The organism is Streptomyces sulfonofaciens (assembly GCF_014656295.1).
Classification (GTDB): domain Bacteria; phylum Actinomycetota; class Actinomycetes; order Streptomycetales; family Streptomycetaceae; genus Streptomyces; species Streptomyces sulfonofaciens.
The window spans coordinates 92,883-105,620 of the sequence record NZ_BNCD01000003.1 but is presented as its reverse complement, the minus strand read 5'-3'; the positions used below and the strand labels follow the sequence as shown (position 1 = coordinate 105,620).

Annotated in this window: 10 protein-coding genes; 9 read left to right on the top strand and 1 reads right to left on the bottom strand. The window is 72.9% G+C overall.

Going from position 1 to position 12,738, the window contains the following annotated elements; all coding sequences use genetic code 11:
* Positions 1-44 precede the first annotated feature (44 nt).
* Entirely contained in the window at positions 45-653 is a 609-nt protein-coding gene (locus IE313_RS06245; RefSeq protein WP_189929930.1) for a TIGR03086 family metal-binding protein, read from the top strand.
* Positions 654-957: 304 nt separating this feature from the next.
* Here IE313_RS06245 and IE313_RS06240 read toward each other — a convergent pair whose 3' ends face one another.
* On the bottom strand, positions 958-2,559 hold the full coding sequence (locus tag IE313_RS06240; RefSeq protein WP_229924423.1) for a class I adenylate-forming enzyme family protein: 1,602 nt from the start codon (positions 2,557-2,559) through the stop codon (positions 958-960).
* Between the two features lie 295 nt (positions 2,560-2,854).
* Here IE313_RS06240 and IE313_RS06235 point away from each other — a divergent pair, with 295 nt between their 5' ends.
* The 8 genes from IE313_RS06235 (at position 2,855) to IE313_RS06200 (ending at position 12,718) form a co-directional block, all read left to right on the top strand.
* Positions 2,855-4,435 carry an NAD(P)-binding domain-containing protein gene (locus tag IE313_RS06235; RefSeq protein WP_189929928.1) on the top strand — a complete coding sequence of 527 codons (1,581 nt, stop codon included), beginning with the start codon at positions 2,855-2,857 and terminating at the stop codon, positions 4,433-4,435.
* On the top strand, positions 4,432-5,529 hold the full coding sequence (locus IE313_RS06230) for an alpha-hydroxy acid oxidase (protein ID WP_189929927.1): 1,098 nt from the start codon (positions 4,432-4,434) through the stop codon (positions 5,527-5,529). The genes IE313_RS06235 and IE313_RS06230 overlap by 4 nt, the downstream gene beginning before the upstream one ends.
* A 155-nt stretch (positions 5,530-5,684) precedes the next feature.
* Positions 5,685-7,061, top strand: a complete 1,377-nt coding sequence (locus tag IE313_RS06225) for a cytochrome P450 (RefSeq protein ID WP_229924460.1) — start codon at positions 5,685-5,687, stop codon at positions 7,059-7,061.
* A 201-nt stretch (positions 7,062-7,262) separates the two neighbouring features.
* Positions 7,263-8,012 carry a GntR family transcriptional regulator gene (locus IE313_RS06220; RefSeq protein ID WP_189929925.1) on the top strand — a complete coding sequence of 250 codons (750 nt, stop codon included), beginning with the start codon at positions 7,263-7,265 and terminating at the stop codon, positions 8,010-8,012.
* Complete coding sequence (locus tag IE313_RS06215; RefSeq protein WP_189929924.1) at positions 8,009-8,911, top strand: dihydrodipicolinate synthase family protein; 903 nt, start codon at positions 8,009-8,011, stop codon at positions 8,909-8,911. Before IE313_RS06220 ends, IE313_RS06215 begins: the two co-directional genes overlap by 4 nt.
* Positions 8,908-10,701 carry an L-arabinonate dehydratase gene (gene araD, locus IE313_RS06210; RefSeq protein ID WP_189929923.1) on the top strand — a complete coding sequence of 598 codons (1,794 nt, stop codon included), beginning with the start codon at positions 8,908-8,910 and terminating at the stop codon, positions 10,699-10,701. The genes IE313_RS06215 and araD overlap by 4 nt, the downstream gene beginning before the upstream one ends.
* A gap of 137 nt (positions 10,702-10,838) precedes the next feature.
* Positions 10,839-11,795 carry a carbohydrate ABC transporter permease gene (locus IE313_RS06205; protein WP_189929922.1) on the top strand — a complete coding sequence of 319 codons (957 nt, stop codon included), beginning with the start codon at positions 10,839-10,841 and terminating at the stop codon, positions 11,793-11,795.
* Positions 11,792-12,718: a carbohydrate ABC transporter permease gene (locus IE313_RS06200; protein ID WP_189929921.1), complete on the top strand. Its 927-nt coding sequence runs from the start codon at positions 11,792-11,794 to the stop codon at positions 12,716-12,718. The genes IE313_RS06205 and IE313_RS06200 overlap by 4 nt, the downstream gene beginning before the upstream one ends.
* Positions 12,719-12,738: the final 20 nt, after the last annotated feature.

The following is a 12,738-nucleotide window of genomic DNA, read 5'->3' as shown; positions in this document are numbered from 1 at the left end:
ACCGTGGAGAACGTTCTCAGGGACCACCCGACAAGGAGCACACCATGACCGACGGCACGAGGGACCAGGTGCCCACCGTCGACCTGCGGCCGCAGGCCCTCCTGCTGGCCGAGCTGGCGGAGCGTGTGACCGACCGGCAGTTGGCCGACCCCACACCATGCCCGCGGATGGCGGTGCGCAACCTGCTCGGCCACCTCGCCGGCCTGTCCCTGGCCTTCCGGGCCGCCGGACGCAAGGAGCTCGGCCCCCTCACCGACACCCCGCCGGAAGCCGCAGTGCCGGACGTGGGCCCCGACTGGCGCGCCACGCTGCCGAAGGCGCTCGACGAGCTGGCCGACACCTGGCTCGACCCGAAGGCATGGGCGGGGCAGACCCGTGCGGGCGGCGTGGACCTGCCCGGCGCGGTCGGCGGCCTCGTCGTCTGCGACGAACTCGTCGTGCACGGCTGGGACCTCGCCCGCGCCACCGGGCAGGACTACGTGCCCGACGAGGCCGCCCTGGGCGCGGCGCACGCGCTGCTCGCACCGGCCGCCGACGACCCGTCCCGCGGCGGCATGTTCGGCCGGACCGTGCCCGTGCCGGACGACGCGCCGCTCCTGGACCGCGTCATCGGCCTCAGCGGCCGCGACCCGCGCTGGTCCCCGCCGCGCTGACCCGCGCCGGGCGGGCCGGACCCGGCGGGCCGTTCCGGGCAGGGCCGGGCGCGGGACCGCTTCGGGCACGGCCGGGGCACGTCCGGCTGCCGGGGCCCGCTCCCACCGGCTCGCACCCGCGCCCGCGCGCGACGTGGCCCGCCCGCGCGGTGCAGGGCGGGGCCGTGGCGTGCCCTGCACCGCGCGCAGGCCGGTCGACTCCCGCCTGCCGGTGCCTGCCGGTGCCTGCCGGTGCGCGCCTGGCCGCCGCGTCCGGGGCTGCGGTGGCCAGGCGCCGGCAGCCCCGGACGCGGCCGGGGAGGCACTAGTCGTTCCCGGGCCCGCCGAGTCGGCCGCCGGGCCCGTACTTCTCCAGCAGTGCGCGCCTGTCCGGCTTGCCGCTCGGGGCCACCGGCACCTCGGGCACGACGGTGATGGTGGCCGGCACGCTCGACTCGCCCAGGGCTTCGGCGACCAGGGTGCGCAGGGCGGCGGTGTCCGGGCGGCGCTCGCCCGCCGGTACGACGAAGGCGTGTGCCGCCTCGCCGGTGCGCTCGTCGGGCGCGGTCACCACATGGGCGGTGTCGACGTCGGGGTGTCCCGCGAGCACCCGTTCCACGGGGCCCGTGTAGTACAGGACGGCGTTGACGATGACCACGTCCCGGGTGCGGCCGGTCAGCCGCAGGAAGCCGTCCGCGTCCAGGTGTCCGAGGTCGCGGGTGCGGACCCAGCCGTCCTCGGACAGCACCTCGCGGGTCTCCCGCTCGTCGTCGACGTAGCGGGTGAGGGCCCCGGGGCTGTGCACCCAGATCTCGCCGGTGGCGCCGGTGGGGACCGGGGCGCCCGAACCGTCCAGCACCTTGATCCGTACGTCGGCCCAGGCCCGGCCCACCGAGTCCAGTACCGCCGCGCCCCGTTCGGCGATGTCGTCGGGGGTGAGCACGGTGAGCAGGCCCGCCTCGGTCTGGCCGTAGCCCTGGTACACCACCGGTCCCAGCCGCTCCACGGCCTCGGCGAACCGGTGCGGGGTGAGCGGGGAGCCGGCGACGTGCAGGGCCCGCAGACTGCTGGTGTCGACCTTCTCCGCGCCCTCGGCGCGCAGCGTGTCGAGCAGATGGTGCAGCCGGGGCACGGTCATGAGCATCGCGGTGGGGCGGTGGTCGGCCAGGACCTGGGGGAAGGCGAACGGCACCGGCGGGATCACCGCGGTGCCGCCGCTGTTGAGGCAGAAGCCCAGGTGTTTGAACATCACCGCGCTCGTGAGCGTACCGAAGAGCAGGAACCGCTGGTAGTGCGTGGCGAGCGCCTTGACCTGCGGCGTCCACCCGGCGGGCCGCCAGGGCCACTCCGCGGTGTACGAGGCGTAGGTGCGCTCCACGCCCTTGGGCGTGCCGGTGCTCCCGCTGGTGAGCGTGACCAGCGCGATGTCTTCGGGCCGGCCGTGTGCGACCAGTGACTCGGGTGACTGCCGGTACGAGGCGGGCGCCCCGCCAAGGGAGAGGGGGCCATGGCCGGTGTGCAGCAGGGGGATCGAGGCGGCGGCCTCGACCAGGTCCGGATCCTCGCCGGGCGCGGTGTCGGTGACCACGGCGTGCACCCCGCCGGCCAGCACGTGGGCGAGCTGTGCGGGCGCCATGCCGGCGCGCAGGCCGATCACCCGGCAGCCGAGCAGGTGCCCGGCGATCTGCAGGGCGAAGCCCTGCGGGGTGACGCCGGTGCGCAGGGCCACCGTCCGCCCGCGTCCGAGCCCCGCGGCGCGCAACCCGTGGACGCCCGCCACGACGAGGTCGAGCAGCGCGGCCCGGCTCACGGACCGGCCCTCGTACTCGAAGGCGGGGGCGTCGGGTGCGGCGCGCAGGGCGTCGACGAGGGCCTGGGGGAAGACCGGGGCCGCGCCGGTGTCCGCGTGTGTCGTGTCGTTGTCCACGTTCCGTCCGCTTCCGATGGGGCGCCGCACACGTCCGGACCCGGGCCTGGGCGGCACCGGAAAAGAGGGCGGTGGCGCACGGTGGCCGAATTCAGCGAAAAATCGCATTGCGCAGGTGGGAGGCGGCTGCCGCCACTCCGCATTTTCGAGGGCAACGATAGCCCGAGCACTTCACGCGGTTGCATGTGATCTATATCACATGGATGTGGTACTGGTTCGTCATTGAATCCTAAAGTAACGTGTCGTCAGGTCTTTCCTGGGTTTGCTGAGGATAACGGTCGACAGGGAGAGTTATATGTCGGATAACGACCTTCTTGATTATCTTGTGGTGGGTGCGGGCCCGGCCGGAGTGCAGATGGGGTATTTTCTGCAGAAAGCCGGGAGGAGCTATCGGATCGTCGAATCGGGGGCGGTGCCGGGCACCTTCTTCACACGGTTTCCGCGGCATCGGACGCTGATCTCGTCCAACAAGGTGCACACAGGCTGGGACGACCCCGAGCTGAACCTGCGCATGGACTGGAACTCGCTGCTGAGCGAGGAGAACGAACCGCTCTTCACCAAGGTCACGCCGCGCTACTTCCCGGCCGCCGACGACTTCGTCGGCTATCTGGCCGACTTTGTCGACCGCCACGGCATCGACATCGCCTACCACACCCGGATCACCGAAATCACCCGTCCCGACCACTTCGTGGCCCGTGCCGAGGACGGCCGGACCTTCCGCGCCCGGCGCATCGTCATGGCCGCGGGCGTCACCAAGCCCTATGTGCCGGACATTGAGGGCATCGAGGACGCGGAGAACTACACCGAGGTGTCCGTCGACCCGGCGGAATTCACGGGGAAACGGGTACTCATCGTCGGCCGCGGAAATTCCGCGTTCGAAACGGCGGACAATCTGGTGGAGACCGCGGCGGTCATCCACATGGCCGGTCCTGGATCGCTGCGGCTGGCCTGGCAGACGCATTTCGTGGGCCATCTGCGGGCGGTCAACAACAACTTCCTCGACACCTACCAGTTGAAGTCGCAGAACGCGCTGCTCGACGGGCATGTCAGGTCGATCAGGAAGCAGCCGGGCGGCGGCTACCGCGTCACCGTGAGCTTCGACCGGGTGGACGAGGTACTCAAGGAGATACCGTACGACCGGGTCATCATCGCGACCGGTTTCAGGTTCGACGCCTCCGTATTCGCCGAGGAATGCAGGCCGGAACTGGCGATAAAGAACAGGTTCCCGGCCCAGACCGACGCCTGGGAGTCCACGAACGTACCCGACCTGTACTTCGCGGGCACCATCACGCAGGTGCGGGACTTCAAGAAGTCCACCAGCGGGTTCATCCACGGGTTCCGCTACGGTGTGAAGGCGCTGCACCGCATCCTGGAGACCCGCTACCACGAGCGGCCCTGGCCCGCCAGGGAACTGCCGGCCACCGCGTCGGCCGCGGCCGACGCGGTCATCGAGCGGGTCAACCGCAGCTCGGCGCTGTGGCAGCAGTTCGGCTTCATCGGCGACGCGCTGGTGCTCGCCGCTGACGGCACCCTCCGCTACCACGAGGAGGTCCCCGTCGACCACCTGCACACGGCGGTCGGCCGGGGTGTCTTCGGAGACGCCGCCGGCTACTTCACCGTCACCCTGGAGTACGGCGCCGACCACGACCAGGTCAACCCGTTCGAGGTGACGCTGACCCGCAACTCCCAGCAGGAGGCGGGCCTCGACGGCCGCTACCTGCACCCGGTCGTACGGCACTTCCGTGCCGGAGAGCTGATCGGCGAGCACCACCTCACCGAGAACCTGGAGAACGAGTGGGACAGCGAGGAGGTGCACCGTGAGCCGCTGCGCGCCTTCCTCGACGGTGAGCTGGAAGGGGCGGTGAGCCCGGCGTGACGTCGCCGCTCCGCGCACTGCGGTTGCGGGCACGGCGCTCCCTCGACCCGGCGCACTACGACTACTACGCGGGTGGGGCCGGCGACGAGAGGGCGCTCGGCGAGAACGAGCGGGCCTTCGCCCGGCTGGCGCTGCTGCCCCGGATACTGCGGGGCGCGGAGCGCAGAGACACCACGGTCGCCCTCTTCGGGGACCGGGCCGCCATGCCGGTGATCGTCTCGCCCACCGCCTTCCACCGGCTCGCCCATCCGCAGGGCGAACGGGCCGTCGCACGCGCCACCGCGGCGGCCGGCACCATCCTGACCACCGGTATGGCCGCCACCACGCCCGTCGCGGCGGTGGTCGACGCCGCCCGGTCGGAACGGCCCGACGCCGCGGTCTGGTTCCAGCTCTACCTGCAACCGGAGCCGGAGGTCACCGAGGCCCTCGTGCGGCGCGCGGAGAAGGCGGGCTGTTCCGCGCTGGTCGTCACCGTCGACTCGCCGGTCTTCGGCCGCCGCGAGCGCGACGAGCGCCACGGCTTCCACGACCTGCCCGCCGGCCTCGCCGCCGAGAACATGCGCGACCTGCCCGGCACGGGACCGGGCGGCCTGCGCGCCATCGCGATGTCCCCGGCCTCGTCCTGGGACGATCTGCGCCGGCTGCGCTCCATGACCGCCCTGCCGGTGCTGCTCAAGGGCGTGCTGCATCCCGAGGACGCCCGGCTCGCGGTGGCCGAGGGCGTCGACGGGCTGATCGTCTCCAACCACGGCGGCCGCCAGCTCGACGCCGCGCCCGCCACCGTCGAGGCCCTGCCCAGGATCGCCGACGCCGTCGCCGGGCGCATCCCCGTACTGCTCGACGGCGGGGTGCGCAGGGGGTCCGACGCGGCCCTCGCGCTGGCCCTCGGCGCCACCGCGGTCGGCGTCGGGCGGCCCGTGCTGTGGGGCCTCGCGGCCGACGGCGAGAAGGGCGTGCGGCAGGTGCTCGATCTGCTGCACACCGAGTTCGACCACACCCTGGCGCTCTGCGGCGGACGGTCACCGGCCGACCTCACCCGCGACATGGTCGTCACCCGCGGACGCCCGGCCGGGACCGGAGGCTCTCCATGGTGAACGGCAGCGCGCACGGCACGGCGAAGAGCACCGCGCACGGCATCGCGAAGGCCGCCGGGCACCGCACCGCGCACCGCACGGCCGCCAGGCTCGCCGCCGCCGGCCTCGTCCTGTCCAGCCCGCTGTGGCTGCCGCGGTCCGTGGTCGCCCTGCGGATGAAGATCTTCGCCAAGGTCAACGGCGACGAGGGCATCACCCTCCCGAACGCCGAGATCGGTCCCGAGCGCTTCGAGGAGATCTACAGCCATCCCGCGGCGAACGGCCGCAGCAGGGGTGCCGCCCTCTCGGACCTGTTCTGGTACTGGCTCTCACCCGGACCCGAAGTCCACCAGGAGCACCTGGAGGCCGGGGAGCGCTACGCCGAAGTGGCCCGCTGCACCCAGGCCGTGCTCGCCGGCGCCAGTGGCGACCTCACCCGCGCCGCGGGCCGGTGCGCCGCCGCGGCGCTCGACGAACTGTCCAGGACCCGGCCCACGCTGGTCAGGCTGCGCGATCTGATGATGCCCGTCTGGGCGTCGTTCTTCTACGAACTGGTCTTCAAGGAGCCCTGCCCGCCCGCGGCCCGGGACCTGATCACCGGCAACGCCGACGACGTCGTCAGCGCCCTGAAGTGCACCCGCCCCCGGCGTATGCACCGGCGTGCCCGCCTCACCCGCTACCTGGTGCGCCGGGTGGCGGCCGGGGAGGTGCCGCACGCGCTGCCGGGCGGCCTGTCGACGCGGCAGCGCGCCCACTACCTCCAGGGCACCTTCTTCAACACCGCCGTGGTCCAGATGTCCGAGGCCATGGCGCACCTGCTGCTCGTCCTTGCCGAACACCACGAGGTGCAGCGGCGGCTGGCGGACGACCCCGCGGACGAGCGCTACCTCGACCACGTCATGAACGAGACGCTGCGCCTCTACCCGCTCTTCGGCGTCGCGCACCGCATCACCACCGGCGACATCGATCTCGGCGCAGGCAGGGCCATCCCGGCCGGGTCGGTGCTCTGCTTCAGCTACCCCGACTACCACAGCACCGGATACACCGACCCGGACACCTTCGCGCCCGAGCGCTGGGAGACCCTGTCAGCGAAGGACGCCCACCACATCCCCTTCGGGGTCGCCGCCAACCGGCCCTGCCCCGCCTGGCGGCTCGCACCGCTGGTGATGCGCGCGGTGACCCGCGAGGTGCTGGCCCGCTTCACGCTGGACACCGCCGTCTCGCACACTCGCTCGCTGCCGCACCGCGCCCCCTGCCTGCTGGTGCCCCGCGAGCGACCGCTCCCGTCCGCGGCGGCGCGTACGGTCCGCGGTTTCCTCAGGGTCCGGGACCGGTGCGAGGACGTGGTGCGTGCTCCGGTCCAACTGGTCCTGGGGACCTGGATGGTGCTCGACGCACGGCGCCGGAAACCGGCCGAAACGTACTTCGCCACCCATGACACGGAGGGCCGCCCACTGCCGCGGCCCCCGCACCCCGCCGCGCCCCCCACGCCAGGCGGGGGAGGGGGCGCCGCGGCACCGGGCGGCGGCGGGGGCTGCCCCTTCCCGCACTGACACCCGCGCACCGCGCACCGGCGCGCACGGCGAACGCCACCTCAGGTCCGGCCGGGCCCACCACTTCCGGCCGGACCGGCACCGGGTGCCGAAACGCCCCGGCGCACGTTCCATTGACGAACGGGTGCGACCCTCCTACCTTCGACCGCGTCGTACTTCGTACGTCATATATGAGACGCGACAGGTGGGATCCGAGGGGCCATGAACTCCGTGCCGACCCCGATCCCCTCGCGCACGCAGTTCGTGCTGGAGGGGATCAAGCACCGCATCCTCACCGGGCTGCTGAGCCCGGGCCAGGCGCTCGTGGAGAGCGAGCTGGCCGCGCAGTTCGGGGTCTCCAAGACCCCGGTGCGCGAGGCGCTGAAGACGCTCGCCGGCACCGGGCTGGTGGTGATGAGCCAGTACAAGGGCGTCACCGTGCGCCGGGTGGACGCCGACATGGCCCGCGAGGTGTACGACGTCCGATTGCTGCTCGAGCCGGAGGCGCTGCGCCGCACGGTGTGCCGAGGCGCGTCGCTGGAGGCCGCGCGCGAGGCGCTGGAGAGCGCCGACGGCGCGGGGGACACCGCGGAGCGCTCCCTGGCCAACCGGGCCTTCCACCGCGCCCTGTACACGCCGTGCGGCAATCCGCTGCTCGCCCGGATGCTCGACGAGGTGCGCGACCAGGCCGCGCTGGTCTCCGCCGTCGCCTGGGCCGCCCAGCCGTCCTGGGACCGGGAGGCGGCCGAGCACCGGGAGATCCTGCGGCTCGCGCTCGCCGGGGACGCGCAGGGCGCGGCAGGCGCCCTGCACTGCCACATCGCGTCCTTCGTGGCGCGCGCCTACCCGCGGGCCTCCGCCGCGCCCGCCGGTACCGCGGGTACTCCCGGCACCACCGGTGCGTCGGGCACCACCGGCGTCCCGGGCGCCCGCACGACGGCGGGCGCCGCAGAAGGAGGGATCCTCGCATGACCTTCGCAGCCCAGCGGGCCGCACTCGCCGACGTCGTGGCGATCCCCGTGACCCCGTTCGCCGCGGACGGCTCGCTCGACCGGGCCGTGCACCGGAGCCTGCTGCGCCGCCTGCTCGACGGCGGCGTCCGCACCCTCACGCCGAACGGCAACACCGGCGAGTTCTACGCCCTCAGCCCCGAGGAGCGGCGCGCCGTCACCGAGCTGACGGCCGAGGAGGCGGGCGAGGAGGCCACGATCCTGGTCGGCGTCGGCCACGACGTGCCGACCGCCGTGGCCGACGCCCGGCACGCCCGCGACACCGGCGCCGCGATGGTGATGGTCCACCAGCCCGTCCACCCCTACGTCTCCGCCGAGGGCTGGGTCGACTACCACCGCGCCGTCGCGGCCGCCGTCCCCGAACTCGGCGTCGTGCCCTACGTGCGCAACCCGCGGCTCCCCGGCGCCCGCCTCGCCGAACTCGCCGACGCCTGCCCCAACGTCATCGGAGTGAAGTACGCCGTGCCGGACGCGGTCCGCTTCGCGGGCTTCGCACGGGACGCGGGCCTGGAGCGGTTCGTCTGGGTGGCCGGGCTCGCCGAGCCGTACGCGCCCTCCTACTTCTCGGCGGGCGCGACGGGCTTCACCTCCGGTCTGGTGAACGTCGCGCCGCACATCTCACTGGCGCTGATCGAAGCGCTCCGCCGCGGTGACCACCCGGCCGCCATGCGCGTCTGGGAGCGGATCCGCCGCTTCGAGGAACTGCGCGCCGCCGACGGCTCCGCGCACAACGTCACCGTGGTCAAGGAGGCACTGGCCTCGCTCGGCCTGTGCCGGCGCGACGTGAGGCCGCCGAGCAGCACCCTGCCGCAGGACCGGCGCGCCGAGGTCGCCGCGCTGGCCGCGGGGTGGTCGCGATGAGCCCGCACACCCGCAAGGGACCGGGCGCCGACGCCGGGCAGTCCGCGTCCGGCCCCGCCCCGCGCGGCTCCGGGCAACTGCGCAGCCACCAGTGGTACGGCAGCGGGATCTCCTCGGGGCTGCGCTCCTTCAGCCACCGCGCCCGCACCCGCCAGCTCGGCTACCTCCCCGAGGAGCACCTCGGCAAGCCGGTCGTCGCGATCCTCAACACCTGGTCGGACATCAACCCCTGCCACGTCCATCTGCGCGACCGCGCGCAGGCCGTCAAGCGCGGTGTGTGGCAGGCCGGCGGCTTCCCGCTGGAGTTCCCCGTCGCCACGCTCTCCGAGACGTTCCAGAAGCCGACCCCGATGCTCTACCGCAACCTGCTCGCGATGGAGACCGAGGAACTGCTGCGCTCCTATCCCGTCGACGGCGCGGTGCTCCTGGGCGGCTGCGACAAGTCCACGCCCGCGCTGCTGATGGGTGCCGCCTCCGTCGACCTGCCGACCGTGTTCGTGCCGGCCGGGCCGATGCTGCCGGGGCACTGGCGCGGCGAGGTGCTGGGCTCGGGCACGGACATGTGGAAGTACTGGGACGAACACAGGGCCGGCGCGATCGGCGACTGCGAGCTGGCCGAGCTGGAGAGCGGTCTGGCGCGCTCGCCCGGCCACTGCATGACCATGGGCACCGCCTCCACGCTCACCGCCGCCGCGGAGGCCCTCGGCGTCACCCTGCCCGGCGCCTCCTCGATCCCGGCCGTGGACTCCGGGCACGAGCGGATGGCGGCGGCCTCCGGGTTGCGCGTCGTCGACCTGATACGCGCGGACCTGAGGCTCTCCGCGCTGCTCACCCGGGAGGCCTTCGAGGACGCGGTGACCTGTGTGCTCGGCCTCGGCGGCTCCACCAACGCGGTGATCCACCTGATCGCCATGGCGGGGCGGGCGGGGGTGCCGCTCACGCTGGACGACTTCGACAGGATCGCCCGCACGGTACCGGTGCTCGCCAACGTCAGGCCCGGCGGCGGCCCGTACCTCATGGAGGACTTCCACTTCGCCGGCGGCCTGCCGGGCTTCCTGTCGCGGATCACCGACCTGCTGCACCTGGAGCGGCCCACCGTCGCCCACGACCGCTTCGGGGACCAGCTCGCGGGCGCCCTCGTGCACGACGACGACGTGATCCGCACCCGTGCCGACCCGGTCGCGGAAGAGGGCGGGGTGGCCGTGCTGCGCGGCAACCTCTGCCCCGACGGCGCCGTCATCAAGCACATCGCCGCCGACCCGGCGCTGCTGAGGCACACCGGGCCCGCGGTCGTCTTCGACGACTACAGGACCCTCCAGCGCACCATCGACGACCCGGCCCTCGGCATCACCCCGGACCACGTCCTCGTGCTGCGCGGCTCCGGCCCCAAGGGCGGGCCCGGCATGCCCGAGTACGGCATGCTGCCGCTCCCAAACTACCTGCTCAAAGAGGGCGTACGAGACATGGTGCGGATCTCCGACGCCCGGATGAGCGGCACCTCGTACGGCACCTGTGTGCTGCACGTGGCGCCGGAGTCGCACGTCGGCGGCCCGCTGGCGCTGGTGCGCACCGGAGACCCGATCACGCTGGACGTGGCCGGGCGGAGCCTGACGCTGGAGGTGCCGGAGGAGGAGCTGGCCCGGCGCGCGGCAGCCTGGACCCCGCCGCCCGAGCGCTTCGAACGCGGGTACGGAGCGCTGTACAACGAGCAGATCACGCAGGCCGACACCGGCTGCGACTTCGCCTTCCTGGCCAGGCCCGGGACGGTGCCCGACCCGTACGCGGGCTGAACGGAGCCCGTCGGCCCACCCGCAGGCCCCGGGCGTAAGGCCGCCACGGGGCCGGGCCGTGTCACCGGCCCCGTTGAAGCGCTTCACCGCACGTCATGCACCGCCCTGTTCCGACGATCCGAGAACGGAGAGCAGTCATGGCCCACGCCGCCGCCGTGCCACGGAAGTCCCCGGTGCCCAAGCCCCCACCGGCCCGTGCCCGGCGAAGCCGCACCGGAGCGGTGCCGCGCCGCCTGCCGTACCTGCTGATCGCGCCGGCCGGGCTGCTGATGCTGGGCTTCATCGCCTACCCGGTGCTCAGCGTCTTCTACTACAGCCTGCGGCACCACAACCCCACCAAGCCCTGGCGGAACGGCTTCGCGGGCCTCGGCAACTTCGTCACCGCCCTCACCGGCGATCCGCAGTTCCTCCCCACGCTGGGCTTCAGCCTCCGGTGGGTCGCCGCGCAGGTGGCGCTCCAACTGCTCCTCGGCCTCGGGCTCGCCCTGCTGGTCCACCAGAGCTTCGTGGGCAGGGCGCCGGCGCGCGCCCTGGTCTTCTCGCCCTGGGCCGTCTCCGGTGTGCTCACCTCCACCATCTGGCTGCTGCTCTACAACTCCCAGACCGGTGTCACCCGCTATCTGGCCGACCTCGGCATGGGCTCCTACGGCACCTCCTGGCTCTCGGACACCGGCACCGTCTTCCCGGCGGTGGTGGTCGCCGAGCTCTGGCGCGGGGTGCCGTTCTTCGCCATCCTCATCCTCGCCGACCTCCAATCCGTGCCCAGGGACCTCTACGAGGCGGCCGAGGTGGACGGCGCCGGCCGGCTGCGGCGCTTCCTCCACATCACGCTGCCGCACCTCAAGGACGCCATCATCCTGTCCACGCTGCTGCGCGCGGTCTGGGAGTTCAACAACGTCGACCTGCTCTACACCCTCACCGGCGGCGGCCCGGCGGGCGAGACCACCACCCTGCCGCTGCGGATCGCCTCCATCGCCGTGGACTCGCACGACTTCGGCTACGCCTCCGCGCTGACCACGGTGGCCTTCGTGATCCTGCTCTTCGGCTCGCTGGTGTACCTGCGGCTGAGCAAGTTCGGGGGCGAGGCCCGATGAGCAGGCCGTCGAGACCCGCGAGACCCGCAGGGCCGACAGGGACGGGGCCGGCCGGGCCGGTCGTCTCCGGCCGGCCCGCGCACCCGGCGGGCGCGCTCCGCCCCCGGCGCTCGGCGGGCGACCTGCCCCGCTGGGGGCTCTACCTCCCGCTCGCCCTCTACCTGCTGTTCACCCTCGTCCCGTTCTACTGGATGCTGCTCTTCGCGCTGCGCCCGGCGGGCTCCACCTCGCTGGTGCCGTGGCCGCTGACGTCCGAGCACTTCGCGAAGGTGTGGACCGAGCGGAGCTTCGGCACCTACTTCGGCAACAGCGTGGCCGTCGGCGCCTGCTCGCTGCTGATGACCACCCTCGTGGCACTCGCCGGCGGCTATGCCCTCGCACGCTTCGACTTCCGTGCCAAACGCGGCTTCACCCTCGCGCTGCTGTGCTCGCAGTTCATCCCGGGCGCGCTGATGCTGGTGCCGCTCTTCCAGATCTTCGCCCACCTGCGGATGATCAACTCCCTGGGCAGCGTCGTGGTCGCCGAGACGGTGTTCCAACTGCCGCTGTCCATGATGCTGCTCAGCGGTTTCGTGAAGAACGTGCCGTACGCGCTGGAGGAGGCCGCCTGGGTCGACGGCTGCGGGCGCCTGCGGGCCTTCTGCGCCGTGGTGCTGCCGCTGCTGCGGCCCGGGCTGGTCGCCGTGGGCTCCTTCGCCTTCGTGCACAGTTGGAACCACTTCCTGTTCGCCCTGATGTTCCTCAGCGACCAGGACAAGCAGACCATCCCGGTCGGCCTGAACACCCTGATGGGTGCGGACAGCGTCGACCTCGGGGCGCTGGCGGCGGGCGGGGTGATCGCCGCGGTGCCGGTGGTGGTCGTCTTCGCCTTCATCCAGAAGTGGCTGGTCACGGGCTTCAGCGCCGGGGCGGTGAAGGGGTGAGCGCCAAACGGGGTCCCGGT

Coding starts and splice junctions, on each gene's coding strand:
- IE313_RS06245 (WP_189929930.1), top strand. CDS start 45: ATGACCGACGGCACGAGGGACCAGGTGCCCACCGTCGACCTGCGGCCG.
- IE313_RS06235 (WP_189929928.1), top strand. CDS start 2,855: ATGTCGGATAACGACCTTCTTGATTATCTTGTGGTGGGTGCGGGCCCG.
- IE313_RS06225 (WP_229924460.1), top strand. CDS start 5,685: ATGAAGATCTTCGCCAAGGTCAACGGCGACGAGGGCATCACCCTCCCG.
- IE313_RS06220 (WP_189929925.1), top strand. CDS start 7,263: ATGAACTCCGTGCCGACCCCGATCCCCTCGCGCACGCAGTTCGTGCTG.
- IE313_RS06215 (WP_189929924.1), top strand. CDS start 8,009: ATGACCTTCGCAGCCCAGCGGGCCGCACTCGCCGACGTCGTGGCGATC.
- araD (WP_189929923.1), top strand. CDS start 8,908: ATGAGCCCGCACACCCGCAAGGGACCGGGCGCCGACGCCGGGCAGTCC.
- IE313_RS06205 (WP_189929922.1), top strand. CDS start 10,839: ATGGCCCACGCCGCCGCCGTGCCACGGAAGTCCCCGGTGCCCAAGCCC.
- IE313_RS06200 (WP_189929921.1), top strand. CDS start 11,792: ATGAGCAGGCCGTCGAGACCCGCGAGACCCGCAGGGCCGACAGGGACG.